At 72.4% G+C, this 17,569-nt stretch carries 20 protein-coding genes; 5 read left to right on the forward strand and 15 right to left on the reverse strand.

The genetic code is table 11. The features are described 5' to 3' along the window. From FREUN1FDRAFT_RS32545 to FREUN1FDRAFT_RS32570, 6 genes are all read right to left on the reverse strand, one after another. A partial coding sequence (locus FREUN1FDRAFT_RS32545; protein WP_232295518.1) for a DUF222 domain-containing protein occupies positions 1 to 374 on the reverse strand: 374 nt, incomplete at its 3' end. A gap of 356 nt (positions 375 to 730) precedes the next feature. Continuing rightward, complete coding sequence (locus FREUN1FDRAFT_RS32550) at positions 731 to 1,507, reverse strand: SDR family NAD(P)-dependent oxidoreductase (protein WP_006544598.1); 777 nt, start codon at positions 1,505 to 1,507, stop codon at positions 731 to 733. A 22-nt stretch (positions 1,508 to 1,529) separates the two neighbouring features. Beyond that, positions 1,530 to 2,645 (reverse strand): hypothetical protein, encoded by a 1,116-nt coding sequence (locus FREUN1FDRAFT_RS32555; protein ID WP_006544599.1) that lies wholly within the window; start codon positions 2,643 to 2,645, stop codon positions 1,530 to 1,532. Positions 2,646 to 2,715: 70 nt separating this feature from the next. Beyond that, on the reverse strand, positions 2,716 to 3,465 hold the full coding sequence (locus FREUN1FDRAFT_RS32560) for an enoyl-CoA hydratase-related protein (RefSeq protein WP_006544600.1): 750 nt from the start codon (positions 3,463 to 3,465) through the stop codon (positions 2,716 to 2,718). Positions 3,466 to 3,531: 66 nt separating this feature from the next. Beyond that, positions 3,532 to 4,041, reverse strand: coding sequence for a hypothetical protein (locus FREUN1FDRAFT_RS47790; protein ID WP_006544601.1), 510 nt, complete (start codon positions 4,039 to 4,041; stop codon positions 3,532 to 3,534). A gap of 227 nt (positions 4,042 to 4,268) precedes the next feature. After that, a complete protein-coding gene (locus FREUN1FDRAFT_RS32570; protein ID WP_232295519.1) occupies positions 4,269 to 5,018 on the reverse strand; it encodes a TetR/AcrR family transcriptional regulator in 750 nt (249 codons plus the stop codon). Here FREUN1FDRAFT_RS32570 and FREUN1FDRAFT_RS32575 point away from each other — a divergent pair. Together FREUN1FDRAFT_RS32575 and FREUN1FDRAFT_RS32580 are read left to right on the forward strand one after the other, a co-directional pair. Continuing rightward, on the forward strand, positions 5,017 to 6,207 hold the full coding sequence (locus FREUN1FDRAFT_RS32575) for an acyl-CoA dehydrogenase family protein (RefSeq protein WP_006544603.1): 1,191 nt from the start codon (positions 5,017 to 5,019) through the stop codon (positions 6,205 to 6,207). The genes FREUN1FDRAFT_RS32570 and FREUN1FDRAFT_RS32575 overlap by 2 nt on opposite strands. After that, a complete protein-coding gene (locus FREUN1FDRAFT_RS32580) occupies positions 6,204 to 6,962 on the forward strand; it encodes an SDR family NAD(P)-dependent oxidoreductase (protein WP_006544604.1) in 759 nt (252 codons plus the stop codon). The genes FREUN1FDRAFT_RS32575 and FREUN1FDRAFT_RS32580 overlap by 4 nt, the downstream gene beginning before the upstream one ends. 12 nt (positions 6,963 to 6,974) lie before the next feature. Here the strand turns inward: FREUN1FDRAFT_RS32580 and FREUN1FDRAFT_RS32585 are convergent, their stop codons facing one another. From FREUN1FDRAFT_RS32585 to FREUN1FDRAFT_RS32595, 3 genes are read right to left on the reverse strand one after another with little or no spacing between them, the layout of a single operon-like run. Next, positions 6,975 to 7,655 carry a TetR/AcrR family transcriptional regulator gene (locus FREUN1FDRAFT_RS32585; protein WP_006544605.1) on the reverse strand — a complete coding sequence of 227 codons (681 nt, stop codon included), beginning with the start codon at positions 7,653 to 7,655 and terminating at the stop codon, positions 6,975 to 6,977. Between the two features lie 23 nt (positions 7,656 to 7,678). After that, positions 7,679 to 8,755, reverse strand: a complete 1,077-nt coding sequence (locus tag FREUN1FDRAFT_RS32590; protein WP_006544606.1) for a nitronate monooxygenase family protein — start codon at positions 8,753 to 8,755, stop codon at positions 7,679 to 7,681. Continuing rightward, positions 8,752 to 9,510, reverse strand: coding sequence for an enoyl-CoA hydratase family protein (locus FREUN1FDRAFT_RS32595; protein ID WP_006544607.1), 759 nt, complete (start codon positions 9,508 to 9,510; stop codon positions 8,752 to 8,754). The genes FREUN1FDRAFT_RS32590 and FREUN1FDRAFT_RS32595 overlap by 4 nt, the downstream gene beginning before the upstream one ends. A gap of 141 nt (positions 9,511 to 9,651) precedes the next feature. Between FREUN1FDRAFT_RS32595 and FREUN1FDRAFT_RS32600 the strand changes: the two genes are divergently transcribed. The 3 genes from FREUN1FDRAFT_RS32600 (at position 9,652) to FREUN1FDRAFT_RS32610 (ending at position 12,207) form a co-directional block, all read left to right on the forward strand. After that, the gene (locus FREUN1FDRAFT_RS32600; protein ID WP_006544608.1) at positions 9,652 to 10,563 is read left to right on the forward strand and encodes an SDR family oxidoreductase; all 912 of its coding nucleotides are present in this window, start codon (positions 9,652 to 9,654) and stop codon (positions 10,561 to 10,563) included. Beyond that, on the forward strand, positions 10,560 to 11,345 hold the full coding sequence (locus FREUN1FDRAFT_RS32605; protein ID WP_006544609.1) for a MaoC/PaaZ C-terminal domain-containing protein: 786 nt from the start codon (positions 10,560 to 10,562) through the stop codon (positions 11,343 to 11,345). Before FREUN1FDRAFT_RS32600 ends, FREUN1FDRAFT_RS32605 begins: the two co-directional genes overlap by 4 nt. 91 nt (positions 11,346 to 11,436) lie before the next feature. After that, positions 11,437 to 12,207 carry an SDR family oxidoreductase gene (locus FREUN1FDRAFT_RS32610; protein WP_006544610.1) on the forward strand — a complete coding sequence of 257 codons (771 nt, stop codon included), beginning with the start codon at positions 11,437 to 11,439 and terminating at the stop codon, positions 12,205 to 12,207. 25 nt (positions 12,208 to 12,232) lie between these two features. Here FREUN1FDRAFT_RS32610 and FREUN1FDRAFT_RS32615 read toward each other — a convergent pair whose 3' ends face one another. The 6 genes from FREUN1FDRAFT_RS32615 to FREUN1FDRAFT_RS45475 form a co-directional block, all read right to left on the reverse strand. Next, positions 12,233 to 12,994, reverse strand: coding sequence for a CoA-transferase subunit beta (locus FREUN1FDRAFT_RS32615; protein WP_006544611.1), 762 nt, complete (start codon positions 12,992 to 12,994; stop codon positions 12,233 to 12,235). Beyond that, complete coding sequence (locus FREUN1FDRAFT_RS32620) at positions 12,991 to 13,869, reverse strand: CoA transferase subunit A (RefSeq protein WP_006544612.1); 879 nt, start codon at positions 13,867 to 13,869, stop codon at positions 12,991 to 12,993. The genes FREUN1FDRAFT_RS32615 and FREUN1FDRAFT_RS32620 overlap by 4 nt, the downstream gene beginning before the upstream one ends. A gap of 38 nt (positions 13,870 to 13,907) precedes the next feature. Further along, entirely contained in the window at positions 13,908 to 15,035 is a 1,128-nt protein-coding gene (locus tag FREUN1FDRAFT_RS32625; protein WP_006544613.1) for an acyl-CoA dehydrogenase family protein, read from the reverse strand. Between the two features lie 2 nt (positions 15,036 to 15,037). Then, entirely contained in the window at positions 15,038 to 16,132 is a 1,095-nt protein-coding gene (locus FREUN1FDRAFT_RS32630) for an acyl-CoA dehydrogenase family protein (RefSeq protein ID WP_006544614.1), read from the reverse strand. Beyond that, complete coding sequence (locus FREUN1FDRAFT_RS32635) at positions 16,129 to 17,304, reverse strand: acyl-CoA dehydrogenase family protein (RefSeq protein WP_006544615.1); 1,176 nt, start codon at positions 17,302 to 17,304, stop codon at positions 16,129 to 16,131. Before FREUN1FDRAFT_RS32635 ends, FREUN1FDRAFT_RS32630 begins: the two co-directional genes overlap by 4 nt. Beyond that, the coding region (locus tag FREUN1FDRAFT_RS45475) for a hypothetical protein (protein WP_232295520.1) at positions 17,301 to 17,569 on the reverse strand (269 nt) is incomplete at its 5' end. The genes FREUN1FDRAFT_RS32635 and FREUN1FDRAFT_RS45475, both read right to left, overlap by 4 nt.

The following is a 17,569-nucleotide window of genomic DNA, read 5'->3' on the forward strand; positions in this document are numbered from 1 at the left end:
CGGGCGATCGCACGGACCTTCGAGTACGACAGTGTTCCCGCCGTGAACGCCGCCCGGATCATCGGCAGTTGTTCGAGGGCGTGCGCGGTCGCGAGATGATCGCGGGCGGTGCGGGGGCTCAGCCCGCACCGCCAGGACAACCAGTGGGCGCAGGACCGCATCCCGATGCCCGACCAGCCGGAACGCCGATCGAACGCGGCGAGCAGGCCCAGCCAGGCACAGGTCGCGGCCGCGATCCGGCCCGCCCACTGGCAGATCGCGGTCTCCAGCTCACCGATCGGGACGGCGTCGGGATCCACCGAGGAACCAGCGGTGTCAGCAGCGAAATCGGCAGCGAGGGTGTCGCAAGGAGGAACAGCAGCAGTGTCAATCATGAAGATCACCGGGCCAGGGGTGTGGTCGATCAATCGGACCCGCGCATCGTCACACCGACCACCGACATTTCTCACAACCCAGACCCAACCCCTGGCTGTGGCGACGGCGGGCCCGACTGCGACCACCCGCGACGGGTGCGTCGGGGCGGTTCAGCGGAACCGTCCCGACGCACCCGAGCACTGGGGCTGGCCGGCGGAAGCGGCACCGGCCATCGGCTCCGGGCTGGCTGTTCCCGCCGCAGGAGCGATGCCAGCCGAGGACATGTCGGGCCGGTGCCAAGGTGTTGGCACTACCTGTCCCGCACTCCGGGAAGTGCCGAGGCGCTGGTCCGACGGTGTTGTACCCAGACTGTGGCTCACTGCGCGAAGGAGATACCGCCGTTGAGTGGATAGGTCTGGCCCGTGATCCATGAGGCCTGCGGGCTCGCGAGGAACACCGCGAGCGCGGCGACGTCCTCAGGTAGGCCGGGGCGCCGGATGGCGTAGCGGGCCATCAGCTTCCTGGCCGTCGGGTTGTCGGGGTCGGACCAGGTCTGTTCGGTCACCGGCGTGCGCATGGTGCCCAGCGAGATGTTGTTGACGGTGATGCCGTGGCGGCCGTTCTCCAGCGCGAGTGCCCGCGTGAGCCCGGCGGCACCTGCCTTCGCCGTGGCGTAGGCGGCCATGTTGGCCTCGCCGGTACGGCTGGAGTCCGAGATGATCGTGATCACCCGGCCGAAGCCTCTGGCGATCATCGCTGGCAGCGTGGCCCGGCAACAGTGCAGGACTCCGTGGAGGTTCACCCGGAGGAACGGCTCCCATTGCGCGGGCTCGGTGTCGACGAACCTCGCCAGGCCGGACCAGCCCTCCGCCCCCGCGTTCCCAGCGTTGTTCACCAGGACGTCCACCCCGCCGAGCGCCTCGATGGCGGCGGTGACCGCCGCGTAGTCGGTGACGTCGAACGGGCTCTCGAGCGCGCTGCCACCGGCCGCCGCGATCTCGTCGACGACCTCGGCCACGCGCTCGGGCCGAAGGTCGTTCACGACGACCTCGGCCCCCGCGGCGGCGAAACCGAGGGCGATTCCCCGGCCCACGCCCTGGCCCGCGCCGGTGACAAGCGCCCGGCGGCCGGTGAGGTCAAGCTCCATCGTCATGGGATGGTGTTCCCCCGGCTGCTCAGGCAGGCGTCGCGCGGCGCACGTTGCGGCTGACGGGATGGCCGATGTCGCGCGGGCCGAGCAGACCGGGCCGGGCGGCGCACACCGCCGGGATGGAGTTCACGAGCGGCATGGCCGTGCTCTTCCCGGCCATGACGAGCCCGCCGCTGATGAGGCTGCCGCTCGGGGTGCCCGCGTCGGACCCGTGCGGACGGCTCGACACCTGGTGCTCGAGGGTGAACGACGGGCGGCCTTCGACCTCGATCCGGAACGCGAACACCTCCGGGCCGAAGGGGGCCTTCCACTGCGGGCCGGCGCCCATGCCGACCCGGTCGACGTGCTCGACGACCGCGACCGGACGTCCGCCGTTGAGCGCCTGCAACTCGAAGCGGATGACGGAGGCGGTGCCAGCCCGGACGACACCGAAGCCGGTCGTCACGTCGTGGTCGAGTGAGTCGGACTCGTAGACGATGTTCCAGTCCTCGATCTCGACGCCCATCGCGTCGCACAGCTCCTTCAGGGTCGGCTCCCACATCTGGCGCAGGAAGCCACCCTTGACGAGGATCGGCTCGAAGCCGGGGGCCTGGCCGAACCCGAAGTACTCCCGGCAGACGTACTCCGCCGTGTAACCGCCCCAGTAGCCGAGTTCGCAGACCCGGATGCATTCGACCTCGTCGGCCATCCGTAACGCGGCGAGGGCCAGGTCCGTGGTCGCCCAGCCCGGGTCCGAGCCGGAGAAGTAGGCGCTGCTTTTCCCCCGGGCGCAGGCGTCGTGGACGTGGGCGAACCGCGCCGGCACGTCGGCCGGATAGCCCCAGGCGAAGATCGAGGCCGTGACGGCGTTGACGCCAGCTTCGAGGAAACGGCACACGTCGTCTGCCGCGTCGACCTCACGCCCGATGCTGTCGCTCTGGTAGGACAGGCAGTCCGGCGCCAGGTCGAGGAGCTCGTCCCAGTCGTTGGTGGCGATGACGCCGGTCGCGGGGCGTCTGATGAACTCGCCGGCATCCTTGCCGATCTTCTCCGGGGACTGGACGAACATGCCCACCAGTTCGAGGTCCGGGTGGTTGAGAATGCCGTCCAGCGTTGCCCGGCCGATCAGTCCCGTCCCGCTGTGAACCACCCGAAGCGTCACCGTGCCTCCTCCGTCGAACTCCAGGAGCGAGAGCCTAGTAAATATATAGATGTTTTGTAAGCCCCCTGTGTTACTCGCCTTTCCAGACAGGTGGGCGGCGGTCGAAGAAGGCCGCCAGGCCCTCGGCGAGGTCGGCCGTCTTCAGCAGCTCCGCGTGGGCGGCGTCGCTGTGCTCCCAGATCGCGGACTCGTCGGGCGCGACCTCCCGGCGGGCGGTGCCGAGGGCGGCGCGGACGGCGAGCGGCGCGTTCGCGACGATCCGTTCGGCGAGGGCGAGCGCGCCGTCCAGGGCGGCGCCGGGCTCGGTGAGGTGGTTGACGAAACCGAGCCGTTCGGCGCGTTCGGCGGTGAGGTTGTCGCCGGTGGCGAGCATCTCGTTGGCGATGTTGCGGGGCAGCACCCGGGTGACCCGGAAGGCGCCGCCGAAGTCGGGCATCAGCCCGCGCTTGACCTCGGGGAGCCCGAACTGGGCGGTGCGGGCGGCGACGACCATGTCGCAGCACAGCGCGAGCTCGACCCCGCCGCCCAGCGCCAGCCCCTCGACCGCGGCGATCATCGGCTTGAGGCGCCGGCGGTGGATGATCCCGACGAGACCGCCACGTTCGGTGGGCTCGCCGGGTCCGGTGGCGAGATCGGCACCCGCGGAGAACATCCTGGGGCCGCCGGTGAGGATGCCGACCCACAGGTCGGGGTCGTCCTCCAGCTCGTTCATGGCCTGGTCGATACCGGCGGTGACGTCGGCGTTGAGCGCGTTGCGCTTGTGCTCCCGGTCGATCCGGATGATCAGGACCCGGCCGTGCCTGCTGGTCACGACACTCACTGCGCCACCGCCTCCAGAGGTGAGAGTATCGAATATCCGAAATCAAATCTTCGGATCCTCGAAAACCTACGATGGTCGCGGGTGGGGGTCAAGCCGATCCACTCGCGACGGGGCTGAGCCCTCCCCCTTCCCTGGAACGCCGTGCCGGAGGTCAGACGGCTGGTTCCGGTGCGGGAGCGGGCGCGGGCGGGGTGGGCGCGGGCGGGGTGGGCGCGGCGGAACGGGAGCGGCGCGCACCGGAGGCCGCCGGGGAAGACGAGCGCTTCGACGCCGGCTTCGGTGCGGAGGCGGGGGTGCGACCGCCGCGGTGTCCTCGTCTGTGGCGTTGTTGTCCTCCACCGCCGTCCACGCCGTGTCGAGTCGGCCTGAGCGGGGCGCGTCGACGACCTGGCCGTAGCCCGCGTATTCGTCGAGCACGGCCGCCATCTCGTCCCGGCACTCGTCGCACAGGTCGAGCCGGACGAGCTTGCCGTCGTAGGCCAGTGCCACCGACCTCTTCGCCGCGGCCTTCTCCGTGGGGTGCCGGCCGGTGTTGTCGCACCAGATGTTGATGATCGAAATCACTTCGCGCACCATCGGTATCCCTCCCGTTGTCTCTGCCTGCCCGCGGCGGGCGTTGCCACGGCGCGCGGAGGCCTGCTGACCGCCTCGTTCACGGCGAGCAGTGATCATGACGGGCCGAACAATACTCCCCGGCTGCGACAAGTCGGGACGTCGCACGAAGCGGCGACGAGAGCGGGAGACGTCAGGTGCCGAACGTCAGGCGCCGAACGTCAGGCGCCGGGCGAGGTGTGGTGTGGTGGTCAGCTGCCGGTGCCCAGGCCGTTGAGGACGAGGTCGGTCAGCTCGCGGTAGGCGTCCGCGTGGTTGAGGCCCGTCACCGCCGCGATGTCGCCGCGTTGGATCGCCGTCATCACCTGGGTGACGGCCGCGCCGACGAACGCCGCGTGGGCCGGGCGCAGGACCCCGGCGGCCACACCTTCGTCCACGAGCTCGCGCACCCGGCGGGCCGCGTGGACGGTGTTCTCCTGGTAGACCGCGTCGGCGGGTGCGAAGGCGGTGAGGTCGGCGTAGAAGGCCTCCGACGCCGGTTTCAGCTCGGCGCTCACACCGAGCAGGTAGCCGCGCAGCCTTCGCACCGGATCGTCGGAGGCGGCGACGAGCGTCTCGATGCGTTCCGCCGCGGTGCGGAAGTAGTGCCGGACGGTGGCGACGACGATCTGCTCCTTGCTGCCCGCCACCAGATAGAGCGTGGTCTTGGAACAGTGGAGGCGTTCGGCGAGCATCGCGAGGCTGAAGGCCGAGAACCCCTCGCGCAGGAACAGCGTCGTCAGCTCCGCGAGCAGCTCCTGCCGGCGGAGGTCGGTGCGCGTGGGCGGCAGCGCCCGCAGCCGATCCGCCATCACCGCAGCGTACCAGGCATCGGGTACCAGGATGAGTACCGTGGTACTGTCGGGAGTATCGAGCGGTGCCGCGGAACCGCCCGGTGTCGAGGTATCCCCGTCGGGTAGCCGCTGCCAGGTAGATCGACCGAGTAGCCCTGAGGTGACCATGCCCAATCGTCCGGTCGTGCCCACCGCCGAGGCCGCGGAGCTGATCCGTCTCGCCCGCGACCTGGCCGAGCGTGAGCTCGCCCCCCGCGTGGTCGACGCCGAGCGGGACGCCAGCTTCCCCCGGGACCTGTTCCGCCTGCTCGGCGCCGCCGGGCTGCTCAGCCTGCCCTACGCCGAGAAGTACGGCGGCGGTGGTCAGCCGTACGAGGTCTACCTGCAGGCGCTCGAGGAGATCGGCGCCGTCTGGGCGAGCGTCGGGGTCGGCGTGTCGGTGCACGCGCTGTCGTGCTTCCCGCTCGCCCACTTCGGCAGCGAGGAGCAGCGCGAGCGGTGGCTGCCGGAGATGCTCGGCGGCGACCTGCTCGGCGCCTACTGCCTGTCCGAGCCGCACGCCGGCAGCGACCCGGCCGCGATGCGCACCCGTGCGGTCCGTGACGGCGACGACTACGTGATCAACGGCGCCAAGGCCTGGACGACTCACGGTGGCGACGCCGACTTCTACACCGTCATGGCGCGCACCAGCGACGAGCGGCGGGGGATCAGCTGCTTCCTCGTGCCGGCGGGCACGCCGGGCCTGTCCGCCGACCCGCCCGAGCACAAGATGGGCCTGACCGGCTCGAACACGGCCACGATGCGGTTCGACGCGGTGCGGGTGCCCGTCGAGCGCCGGATCGGCGCGGAGGGCGAGGGCCTGTCGATCGCGCTCGCCGGCCTGGACTCGGGGCGCCTGGGCATCGCCGCGGTGGCGACCGGGCTGGCCCAGGGCGCGCTCGACCACGCGGTGGCCTACGCGAAGGAACGGGAGGCCTTCGGCAAGGCGATCATCGACCATCAGGGCCTCGCCTTTCTCCTCGCAGACATGGCCGCGGCCGTCGGTTCCGCGCGGGCGACCACGCTGGCCGCCGCGCGGCTGCGTGACCTGGGCCTGCCGTTCGCCACCGAGGCGAGCATCGCCAAGCTGGTCGCGACGGACAACGCGATGAAGGTGACCACCGACGCGGTCCAGGTCCTCGGCGGCTACGGCTACACCCGCGACTTCCCGGTCGAGCGCTACATGCGGGAAGCCAAGGTGATGCAGATCTTCGAGGGAACGAACCAGATCCAGCGCATGGTGGTCGGCCGCGCGCTCGCGGCCGGTCGCCCCGCCACCGTCCACATCGCCGAACGCACATCCGGAGCCGCGCAATGAAGCTCACCGACACTGCCGCCATCGTCACCGGCGGCGCTTCCGGTCTGGGGGCGGCCACCGCCGCCGCTCTCGCCGAGAAGGGCGCGACCGTCTTCGCGCTCGACCTGCCGTCGTCGATCGAGAAGGCTCCGTCGGTCACCGGCGTCCAGTACCTCGGTGCCGACGTGACGGACCCCGAGCAGGTCTCCGCGGCGGTGGAGGCGGCGGCAGGGGAGGGCCCGCCGCTGCGCACGGTGGTCAACTGCGCCGGGATCGGCCCCTCGCAGCGCATCCTCAGCAAGGGCAAGTCGCACGACATCGACCTGTTCGCCAAGGTCATCCAGATCAACCTCGTCGGCACGTTCGCGGTGCTCTCCACGGCCGCGCGAGTGATCGCCACCACCGAGCCGGACGAGAACGGCCAGCGCGGGGTCGTGGTCAACACGGCCTCCATCGCGGCGTTCGAGGGCCAGATCGGGCAAGTCGCCTACGCCTCCTCGAAAGCGGGCGTGGTCGGGCTCACCATCGCGGCCGCGCGCGATCTAGCCCAGTACGGAATCCGGGTCTGCACCATCGCCCCGGGAATCGTGGAGACTCCGATGCTGGCCACCGTCTCGGACGAGTTCCGCGCCGGTCTCGCCGCGTCGGTGCCGTTTCCGAAGCGGCTCGCCCAGCCACATGAATACGCGCGGCTGGCGCTGTCGATCATCGACCAGGACTACCTCAACGGCGAGGTGATCCGCATGGACGGCGCACTGAGAATGGCTCCCCGCTGAGGCCGGAGGAGTTCATCTCCCGTTGGCGGACGAGGTCGATCCGGCGTCAGCCGATCCGGCGTCGTCCGCCAGCAGGCCGCTGTGGAGTAGCAGCAGGTACTGGTCCGCGACGACGTCGTGCCGGAGCCGGCCGCGTGGCCGGTACCACTGGACGGAGGTCCAGACGGCGTCCCGGATGAAACGGTAGGTCAGCTCGGGGTCGAGGCCGGTACGGAAATCACCGACCTGCTGGCCGGCGACGATGACGCCGACCCACATCTTCTCGATCTCCAGGCTGATCTGGCCCACGAAACGGAATTCCGGCACGCCGGCGAGCGCGCCGGACTCCTTCTGGTACAGCGCCACCGCGTGCGGCTGCTGGTGAATGGTGGCGAAGCTCCCGCGCACCAGCTCGTCGAGCCTGGCCCGCGGTGGACGGTCCTGGGCGACGACCTCGGCGAAGCGGGCGCGCAGGTTCTCCATGAAGTCACGGAGGATTTCCGCCAGCATCGCCTCCTTGGAGTCGAAATGGTGGTAGAGGCTGCCGGAGAGGATTCCGGCCTCGTCGCCGATATCGCGCACCGTCGTCTGCGGGAAGCCCCGGGTCGCGAAGAGCTCTGCCGCTATCGCCAGGATCTCCGCGCGCCGGGCGGTCCCGGTGCCGTCGGAGGCCGTGCGACGCCTGGTCCGCGGCTCCGGTCGGATCGCACTCACGAAGCCGATCCGTCCCTTCTGGCTCAGTGCTCCGAGACCAGCGTGGTCGCGTTGGCCGAGAGGCGTTCGACGGCCTGACCGACCACCAGGTCGATCAGTTCCTGGCAGCTGGGCAGATCGTCGATCAGGCCCACGACCTGGCCGGAGGCCAGCATGCCAGCGCCCAGGTCGCCCTCGACGAGACCGGCGCGCAGCAGCATCGGCGTGTTGGCCGCGAGGACCAGCTGCGCCCATGAGCGGTCGCCGGCACGCTTCATCCGCCACCCGTCGCGGACCAGCCCACCCCAGGACTGCCCGCTCAGGCGCCGGAACTGCCGGGTGCGGCGCAGCGTCGCCCAGAGCCGCCGGGGGCCCCCGGTGTCCTCCAGGGATCGGACGAAGTCCGTGCGCAGCAGCCGGTGCGGCATGCCGTCGGCGCGGGTGGTGACGACGGTTCCGTCGAGGCCGTAGGTCAGGTAGTGGCGTTTGACCGGTTCGGGTACGGCGCTGTCGCTGGTGAGCAGGAAGCGGGTGCCCATCCCGATCCCGCAGGCGCCGTAGGAGAGCGCGGCGGCCAGCCCGCGGCCGTCGAAGTAGCCGCCGGCCGCGACGACCGGGATGTCGACCGCGTCCAGCACGGTCGGCAGGAGCAGCGTGGTCGGGACCGGCCCGGTGTGCCCGCCGCCCTCGCCGCCCTGGACCATCACCAGATCGGCGCCCCACGCGGCCACCTTCTTCGCGTGCCGCGCGGCGCCCACCGACGGCATGACCACGACGCCGTTTTCCCTGAGCCGGGCGATGAGCTCCGGCCTGGGCGCCAGCGCGAAGGACGCGACCCGTACTCCGTGGCGGATGAGGAGGTCGACGCGTTCGGCGGCGTCACCCGCGTCGGCCCGGAGGTTGGCGCCGAAGGGTGCGTCGGTGCGTTCCCGGACCTTGCGGATGGCCTGGTCGAGCTCGTCCAGGGTCATCGTGGCCGACGCGAGGATGCCGAGGGCGCCGGCGCGGGCGACCGCGCTGACCAGGCGAGGCCCGGCGACCCAGCCCATGCCGGTCTGCACGACGGGGTGCCGCACGCCGGTGAGGTCCGTCAGGGCGGTGCGCAGGCGCTGGACGGTCATGCGCGCGGCTTCCGGCCGTTGTCGACGAACTCGTCGCGGTGCTCGTCGGCGACGCCGGCGAGGTTCAGCTCGAAGGTGAAGCCCTGCTCGAAGCGGTAGCTGCGGTTGACGTCGACCGGGTCGATGCCGTTGAGGGCCTCCTTGGCGGCCCGGATCACCCGGGGGTCCTTGGCGGCGATCTCGCGGGCGACGGTGAGCGCGGCGTCGTCGAGCTGGCCGCGGGGGACCACCTCCAGGACCGAGCCGTGCTGGACGAGGTCGGCGGCCCTGATGGTGCGGCTGGTGAAGTACAGGGTGCGCATCAGATGCTGGGGCACCAGCCGGGCGAGATGGGTGGCCGCGCCGAGAGCGCCGCGGTCGACCTCGGGCACGCCGAAGTAGGCGTCGTCGCTGGCGATGACGGTGTCGCTGTTGCCGACCAGCCCGACGCCGCCACCGAGACAGAAGCCGTGGACTGCCGCGATCACCGGGACGGGGCATTCGTAGACGGCCTTGAAGGCCGCGTGGCAGCCGCGGTTGGCGCCGATGAGGGCGTCGAAACCGGCGGTCTGCTGCATCTGCTTGATGTCGACACCGGCGTTGAAGCCGCGGCCCTCCGCGCGCAGCACGACGACGCGGGCGTGCTGCGTCTCGGCGGCGGCCCGGACGGCCTCGGCGACGCCGTACCAGCCCTGGACGGGCAGCGCGTTGACGGGCGGGAAGTTCATGGTGACGACGGCGATCGTGCCGTCCAGCAGGTTGGTCGTGATGCCCATGAGCGTCTTCCTAACCTAGCGATTGCTTGGTAGCGTAGCAGCGTCAGCCGCGGTGGGAAGGCCTGCGCGGCAAGGACGGAGCCCGTGAGAACGCGCGACGACGGCGGACGGGAGCGGCGCTGGCATGAGGGGCATTCACCGATGAGCGGCATTCTCCGGGGCCGGGTCGCGATCGTGACGGGCGCCGGGCGGGGCCTCGGCCGTGAGCACGCGCTGGAGCTGGCCCGTCAGGGCGCGGCGGTCGTGGTGAACGACCTCGGCACCTCCGGCACGGGTGAGGGTGCGTCGGCGGGCCCGGCCGAGGAGGTGGCGGCCGCGATCAGGCTCGCCGGGGGCATCGCGGTCGCCAACGGTGCCGACGTGGCCGACTTCGCGGCGGCGCAGAGCCTGGTGCGCCAGGCGATCGACACCTTCGGGAGCCTGGACATCCTGGTCAACAACGCCGGGTTCGTGCGGGACCGGATGCTGGTGAACACCACCGAGGCGGAGTGGGAGGCGGTGCTGCGGGTCCACCTCACCGGGCATTTCGCGCCGTTGCGGCAGGCCGCGGCGTACTGGCGGGCCCAGGCCAAGGCCGGGCGGGCGCGGTCGGCAAGGGTGATCAACACGTCGTCCGGCGCGGGCCTGCAGGGCAGCGTCGGCCAGGGCACCTACTCCACGGCCAAGGCCGGGATCGCCGCGCTCACCCTGGTCGCCGCCGAGGAGCTGCGTCCGTACGGGGTGACGGTGAACGCCATCGCGCCGTCGGCGCGTACCCGGATGACCGAGGGGCCGTTCGCGGAGCGGATGGCCGCGCCCGCCGACGGCTTCGACGCCATGCATCCGGGCAACGTCTCCCCGGTGGTGGCCTGGCTCGCCAGCGTCGACGCCGCGGATGTCACCGGCCGGCTGATCGAGATCGAGGGCGGCCGGATCTGCGTCGAGGAGGGCTGGCGGCACGGGCCGGCGAAGGACCTGGGCGCGCGGTGGGACGCGGCCGCGGTCGGGGGCACACTGCGCAGCCTGCTGGCGCAGGCCGCGCGCCCCGAACCGGTGTACGGGGCGCGAACATGACAGCCGGTGACTGGAGTGGGCGGTTTCTCGGGGAGCGGACGGTCGGGTGGGCCGACCGGGACGTCATCCTGTTCGCGCTGGCAGTCGGTGCCCGGGCAGACCAGCTTGATCTCGTCTTCGAGGAGCGGCTGCGGGTGCTGCCGCCGTTCGCGCTGACGCTGGCGCAGTGGGCGCCGGACCAGCTCGGCGCGGCCGGTGCCTTCCCGATCGGCACGACGCTGCACGGCGCCCAGCGGCTGGAGGTGCTGGCGCCGTTGCCGACCGAGGGCGAGCTGACCATGGCGGCGCGGGTCGGCGACGTGTGGGACAAGGGCGGCGCCGCGGTCTTCGAGGTCGTGGTGGAAAGCGCGTACTTCGTGGCCACCTGGTCGCTGTTCGCGTCCGGGGCGGGCGGATTCGGGGGCGCACGCGGCCCGGGCCGGCCCCCGTCGCCGGCCGTTGACCCGGTGTGGGCGTGTGACCTCACCGTCGCCGCCAACGCCGCGGCGCTCTACCGACTGCTGGGGGACCGGCATCACATCCATATCGACCCGGCCGCCGCGGCGGCGATCGGTCAGGATCGGCCGATCCTGCACGGGTTGGCCACGCTTGCCACATCGGCGCTCGTCGTCGCCGCGCAGGCCGGGGCACATCCCGCGGATCTCACCCTGCTGGAGGGTCGCTTCGCCGGTCCGGTGCTGCCCGGGGAGACGCTGGCGCTGCGTGGCTGGGCCGGTGGCGGGTTCGACGTCCGCTCGTCGCGGGGGCCAGCACTCGAGGCCGGCCGGGCGCTGTTCGGCTGACGGCGCCGCGGGTGCTGGGAATCACGCGAACCTCCGTCGAGCAGCCGCGCGGGGTCGACTCGGTCGGGCGGAGCGAAGGGAGAACGGCACGGTGTCCTTCACCATCGACATGGCCGGGAAGGTCGTCCTGGTCACCGGCGGCAGTCGCGGGGTCGGCGACGGGATCGTCGAAACGTTCCTGCGGGCCGGCGCCGAGCTGGAGATCTGTGGTCGTCGGGCCCCCGGCTCGCTGCGTGAGGTCGACGGGCGCCGGCCCCATTTCAGCCCGGTCGACGTCCGGGACGCCGCGGCGGTGGAGGCCTGGGTGGCCGGCATCGCCGAGCGCCGCGGGCGCCTCGACATCGCGGTCAACAACGCGGGGGGCTCCCCGTACGCGCCGCTGGCAACGTCGTCGGCTCAGCTGTACGGCAAGATCGCGCAGTTGAACTTCATGGCCGCGGTGCATGTCGCGCATGCGGTGCATCCACTGCTGGCCTACGCGGGGGAGGGTGTGCTGCTCAACATCACCTCGATCTCGGCGCGCCGGCCGAGTCCGGGTACCGCCGTCTACGGTGCGGCGAAGGCGGCGCTGGAGAGCCTGACCGGCAGCCTGGCGGTCGAGTGGGCTCCGCGGATCCGGGTGAACGCGGTGCGCTGCGGCATCGTCGCGACACCGGGCTCGATGGACCACTACGGTGACGCCGAGCAGGTCGCCAAGGTCGCGGCCACGATTCCGCGCGGGGTCTTCGCGACCCCCGGCGAGGTCGGCGCCGCCTGCCTGCTGCTCGCCTCGCCGCTGGCCAGCCATGTCACCGGCGCCGTCCTCAACGTCGACGGCGGCGGCGAATGGCCGGCGTTCCTGCAGCACACCCCCAACGGCTGACGCGGCCCGTCGCGCGAGGGAGATCTCAGCCGGGGACCTCGCGGTCGCGGCTCGCGGTCGGGTCGATGACGGTGCGGATGAGTTCCAGCTCGCGGTCGTCGGGCAGCCGGGTGGTGACCGCCGCGGAGGCGTCGAGCTCAAAGCCGGTGTTGGCCGCGACCTCGTCCGCACTCACCCCGGGATGCAGCGAGCGGATCCTCATCCGGCCCTTGTCGTCGTAGTCGAACACGCCGAGGTTCGAGATCACCACGCCGAGGTTGTGGAACCGCAGCGAGGTGCTGGTATGTGCCCGCGCGCGGTCGTTGCCGACGCCGGAGACGACGTCCACGGCCGGGACGAAGACGCGGGCGGTGTGCCTGGCCACCCAGTAGTCGGTGCGGTGGTTCACGGTGTTGCCGGGCGCGCCGCGGACCCCGATCAGCGCCCGTTCCGGTCGCCGCCAGTCGCCGATCGCGGAGATGTTCTGGTTGCCGTACTGGTCGACCTGGCTGGCGCCCATCATGCTGTGGCGGCGCCCCGAGCTCAGGATGTCGAAGATCCGCCGGAAGGGCACCCAGCCCTCGATGGTCCCGCCGGCCGCGGCGGTCCGGCCGAGCGGTGGCGGGTCGCTCATCAGGAAGGCCTCGCCGTCGGAGAGGACCAGATCGGGGGAGTGGGTGAGCCGGGCGAGGCGGACGCCGACGGCGGGGATAGTGCCGACCGCGTGGGCCAGCACCTCGCCGGCGCCGCGCCAGGCGTCGGCGCAGGCCACCGCACAGATCTCGGCCCGGCTGGGTCCTGTCGTCATGTGTTCCCCCCGGCAGCGGCGGTGCTCGCGCGCAGCCCCTCGACGGCCCCCTGGTAGCCGGCCTCGTCCACGGCGAGGAACCGTTCGGTGAACTCCCGCCAGGACCGTTCGTCGCGGGCCGCCCGCGCGTAGGCGGCCTGGAAGGGCTCGTCCCGGCCGTAGTCGGGTTCGCAGCTGGTGAAGTGGGCGCCGCCGGGGGCTTCGACGACGCCGGTGACGAACAGGCGGCTGACCAGCAGCGACTGCACGGGGGCGGCCGTGGTCAGCTCGGCGGTGTCCACCATCCGCTCGACGCTGAGGTAGCAGCGGTCGGCGGCCATCGCGAACAGGTCGTCGAAGTACGGGTCCGGACCGAGGTACTGCCCGTTGCCGTGGATGTCGCCCCGGTTGAGGTGGATGAGCGAGACGTCGAGGCGGATACCGGGCACGGCGACGTACACGTCGTCGTCGTAGGGGGACGCGACCGTGCGCAGCTCCGGGTTCATGGCCATGACGTCGCTTTCCAGCCCGGCCCGGGTCGGCAGGAAGGAGAGCCGGCTGGCACCGGCGCGCAGCGCGGCGACGAACATGCCCTCGTCGTACTCGGACGTCGCGACGGAGCCGTTCTCGCGGGCGGCGCGGAAGTGCGGGTCGAGCGGGATGCTGTCGAGGGAGACGAAGCCGTAGACCACCCGCCGCACCCGGCCCGCGGCACACAGCAGGCCGACGTCCGGGCCGCCGAAGGAGACCACGGTCAGATCCTTGACGTCGGTGCGCAGAAGTTCGCGCACCAGGGCCATCGGCTTGCGCCGGGAACCCCAGCCGCCGATGCCGATGGTCATCCCTGACTCGATCTGCTGTGAGACGTCCGCCAGGGACATGGTCTTGTCCCGCACCTGACCTCCTCCGTCGGATGAATGAGCTGTCGGTGTGGTCAGCGGGGGTCGTCCAGGAGCAGCTTCCGGTGTTCGTGGGCCTGGCCGAACAGCTGGCCGGTGGCGTGCGCCCGCTTGAAGTAGAGCTGGGTGTCGTCCTCCCAGGTGATGGCGATACCGCCGTGCAGCTGGATGGACTCGCCGGCGACCGCGGCGAACGCCTCGGAGCACCAGGCCTTCGCCAGCGCGGCGCGCAGCGGCAGGTCCGCGGGGTCGTGGGCGGCGGCCCAGCCGGCGGCCCACGACATCGACCGGGCTGTCTCGACCGCGACGAACATGTCGGCGGCCCGGTGTTTGAGCGCCTGGAAGGAGCCCAGAGGGCGGCCGAACTGGACCCGGGCGCGCAGATGGCCGACGGTCCGGTCGAGTGCGCGCTGGGCCCCGCCGACCTGCAACGCGGTGACCGCGGTCGCGGCGACGGCGTGCAGGCGGCGCAGCGCGGGCCCGACGTCCTCGCAGGCCAGCGCGACGGCGGGGACCTGGTCGAAGGCGACGGTCGCGAGATCCAGGCTCAGGTCGAGCGCGCGGACACGGGTGCGGGTGACTCCGGGGCTGGTCTGGTCCACCTCGAACAGGCCCAGGCCGTCGGGGGTCTCCGCGACCGCGAGCAGGATCTCGGCGTGCGAGCCGTCCAGGACGAGGGTGGACCGGCCCGACAGCCGCCATCCGCGGTCGCTGGAACCGATGTCGCCCCCGGCCGGTGCTGCCCGTACGCCCGCGCCGTCCGTCCGCCAGCGGCCGGTGCCGTCCGCCCAGGCGAGTGCTCCGACGGTGCCGTCGGCCAGGGCGGGCAGCAGGCGTTCGCGGTGCTCGGGCCCGGCGGCGCCGAGCACCGCCTGCGTGGCGAGGATCGCGGAGCCCAGGTAGGGCGAGGGGGTCAGCGTCACGCCGAGCTGTTCGAGGATCACGTGGCTTTCCAGCAGCGTCGCGCCGGCGCCGCCGTACTCCTGCGGGATGGCCAGCGCGGCGCCGCCGATCTGGGTGCACAGGGTCTTCCACAGGATGTCGTCGTAGCCGAGGTCGCTCGCGGCCGCGGCCCGGGTGCCCAGGGCGGCGGCCCGACGGTCGACCAGCTGGCGGACCGCGCGGGCGAGCTCCCGCTGTTCGTCGCTGAGGGCAAAGCGCATGGTCAGGCACCCGCCTGGGACGGCTGGGACGTCAGGGAGCGCAGGACGCGGGCCCGGTGGTCCGCGGGTGTGCCCCAGGCACCGACGAGGGCGCGGACCCCGAGGATCCAGATGCTCAGGTCACATTCCAGGGTGTAGCCGATGGCGCCGTGGACCTGCAGTGCGGTACGGGCGGCCCGCAGCGCCGCCGTCGAGGCGAGCACCTTCGCCGCGGACACGTCCCGCGCCGCGGTCGCGACCCCGACTCCAGCCGCGCCGGTGGTGTCCGCCGCGAGCTCGAGGGCGGCGCCGTGCAGCAGCGGGCGGGCGAAGTCGAGGCCGACGCGGACATCCGCGAGCGCGTGCTTGACGGCCTGGTACTCGCCGACGGCCCGCCCGAACTGGCGGCGGGCGCCGACGTACTGGACGGACTCGGCGAGCAGGCGCTCCCCGGCGCCGACCAGGATCGCCGCGGCGGCGAGGGCGGCCCGATCGAGCCCGGCGCGCACCGTGTCCTCGCTGAGGCCCGCGATCGGCGTGCCGCCGGTCAGGACGTGCAGCCGCCGGGCCGGGTCCACCGACCGCAGCGCCTCGCCCGGCTGCCCGCGCAGCAGCGCGCGGCCGGCGACGCTGTCGACGCGGTCGTCGAGGTGGGCGTCATCGACGAGGTGGGCGTCGTCGACGAGGTGGGCGTCGTCGACGAGGTAGGCGTGGGCGGTGACGTCGCAGTCCACGGCATAGGGGACGGTCGGTGGCAGGGCGAAGGTGACCCGCGTCGCGCCGTCGGCGATCTCGGGCAGCAGATGTGCGTCCGCGGTCGCGCGCAACAGGATCGGGGCGAGGGCAACCGTCTCGACCCACGGCCCGGGAACGGCGTGGTAGCCGAGCCGTTCGAACGCGACGGCCAGGTCGAGAGGGCTGCCGCCGAGGCCGCCGTGCTCCGGCGGGACGGCGAGTGCCGTGACACCGAGCTTGGCCAGCCGCTTCCACAGCGCGATTCCCGGGTCGGTGTCACCGCCGGCCCACGCCCGGTGGGCGGCCGGTACGTCCGAGGCGGTGAGCAGGTCGTCGAGCGCCGCGGCGAACGCGCGCTGCTCGGGGGAGAGCGAGAACCTCATGCGCCGGCCCGCCGGCTGTCCCCGCGGGGCAGGCCCAGCACCCGCTCGGCGACGATGTTGCGCTGGATCTCGTTCGTCCCGGCGTAGATCGGGCCGCCGAGGGCGAACAGGTAGTCGTCGAGCCAGGCTCCGCCGGCCGGCGCTCCCGGGCCGCGCAGCTCCTGGTCGGGGCCGAGGAGCTCCAGGGCGGTCTCGTGCAGGTCGACGTCCAGCTCCGACCAGAACAGCTTGTTGACGCTGCCCGCGGGGCCGATGTCCGCGCCGGCGCGCAGCCGGTCGACGGTTCCCCAGGTGTACCAGCGGTAGGCCTGCGCGCCGATCCAGGCGTCGGCCACCCGGTCCCGCAGGTGCCCGGCGTCGGCGCCGCGCTCCTGCCACAGCTCGAGCAGGCGCCCGGCGGCCGCGAGGAACCGGCCCGGGGCGCGCAGGGACAGCCCGCGCTCGTTGCTGGCGGTGCTCATCGCCACCCGCCAGCCGTCGCCGACCGCACCGAGGACGTCGGCGTCGGGCACGAGCACGTCGTCGAAGAAGATCTCCGCGAAACCGGCGTCGCCGTCGAGCTGAGCGATGGGACGGATGGTGACCCCTGGGGCGTCGAGCGGAAACAGGAAGTACGTCAGGCCGCGGTGGCGCTCGGCGCCCGGGTCGGTGCGGAACAGGCCGAACCCGCGGTCGGCGAACGGGGCCCGGGAGCTCCACGTCTTCTGCCCGGTCAGCAGCCAGCCGCCGCGCGCGTCGTCGCGGCGCGCCCGGGCACGCAGGGCCGCGAGGTCGCTGCCGGCCTCCGGTTCCGACCAGGCCTGTGCCCAGACCTCGGTGCCGTCCGCCATCGGGGGCAGGTAGCGCCGGCGCTGTTCGGCGGTGCCGTGCTCGAACAGGATCGGGGCGAGCAGCGAGATGCCGTTCTGGGCGATCCGGGTCGGCGCGCCGCTGAGGTAGTACTCCTCCTCGAAGATCACCCATTCGGTGAGTGTCGCGTCGCGCCCGCCGAGCTCCGCCGGCCAGGCGACGACCGACCAGCGCGCGGCGGCCAGCGCCCGCTCCCAGGCCCGGTGCTCGGCGGCGCCGGCCGGGGTGTCCATCGACGGCAGCCGGCCGGGGTTGTTCCGGGCCAGCCAGGCCCGCGCCTCGGCGCGGAACGCCAGCTCCCGCAGGGTGAACTCCAGGCTCATGCGTCACCTGCCACGGCTTCGCCTGCCACGGCTTCGCCTGCCACGGCTTCGCCTGCCACGGCTTCGCCTGCCACGGCTTCGCCTGCCACGGCTTCGCCTGCCACGGCTTCGCCTGCCACGGCTTCGCCTGCCACGGCTTCGCCTGCCACGGCTTCGCCTGCCACGGCTTCGCCTGCCACGGCTTCGCCTGCCACGGCTTCGCCTGCCACGGCTTCGCCTGCCACGGCTTCGCCTGCCACGGCTTCGCCTGCCACGGCTTCGCCTG

Origin of the sequence: Parafrankia sp. EUN1f (assembly GCF_000177675.1) — a bacterium.
In the GTDB taxonomy this organism is placed as follows: domain Bacteria; phylum Actinomycetota; class Actinomycetes; order Frankiales; family Frankiaceae; genus Parafrankia.

Bases quoted from the DNA above. Each gene is read 5' to 3' on its own strand.
- FREUN1FDRAFT_RS32550 (WP_006544598.1), bottom strand. From the start codon at position 1,507: ATGACGATGGAGCTTGACCTCACCGGCCGCCGGGCGCTTGTCACCGGC.
- FREUN1FDRAFT_RS47790 (WP_006544601.1), bottom strand. From the start codon at position 4,041: ATGGTGCGCGAAGTGATTTCGATCATCAACATCTGGTGCGACAACACC.
- FREUN1FDRAFT_RS32575 (WP_006544603.1), top strand. From the start codon at position 5,017: ATGCCCAATCGTCCGGTCGTGCCCACCGCCGAGGCCGCGGAGCTGATC.
- FREUN1FDRAFT_RS32570 (WP_232295519.1), bottom strand. From the start codon at position 5,018: ATGGTCACCTCAGGGCTACTCGGTCGATCTACCTGGCAGCGGCTACCC.
- FREUN1FDRAFT_RS32580 (WP_006544604.1), top strand. From the start codon at position 6,204: ATGAAGCTCACCGACACTGCCGCCATCGTCACCGGCGGCGCTTCCGGT.
- FREUN1FDRAFT_RS32590 (WP_006544606.1), bottom strand. From the start codon at position 8,755: ATGACCGTCCAGCGCCTGCGCACCGCCCTGACGGACCTCACCGGCGTG.
- FREUN1FDRAFT_RS32595 (WP_006544607.1), bottom strand. From the start codon at position 9,510: ATGGGCATCACGACCAACCTGCTGGACGGCACGATCGCCGTCGTCACC.
- FREUN1FDRAFT_RS32600 (WP_006544608.1), top strand. From the start codon at position 9,652: ATGAGCGGCATTCTCCGGGGCCGGGTCGCGATCGTGACGGGCGCCGGG.
- FREUN1FDRAFT_RS32605 (WP_006544609.1), top strand. From the start codon at position 10,560: ATGACAGCCGGTGACTGGAGTGGGCGGTTTCTCGGGGAGCGGACGGTC.
- FREUN1FDRAFT_RS32615 (WP_006544611.1), bottom strand. From the start codon at position 12,994: ATGACGACAGGACCCAGCCGGGCCGAGATCTGTGCGGTGGCCTGCGCC.
- FREUN1FDRAFT_RS32625 (WP_006544613.1), bottom strand. From the start codon at position 15,035: ATGCGCTTTGCCCTCAGCGACGAACAGCGGGAGCTCGCCCGCGCGGTC.
- FREUN1FDRAFT_RS32630 (WP_006544614.1), bottom strand. From the start codon at position 16,132: ATGAGGTTCTCGCTCTCCCCCGAGCAGCGCGCGTTCGCCGCGGCGCTC.
- FREUN1FDRAFT_RS32635 (WP_006544615.1), bottom strand. From the start codon at position 17,304: ATGAGCCTGGAGTTCACCCTGCGGGAGCTGGCGTTCCGCGCCGAGGCG.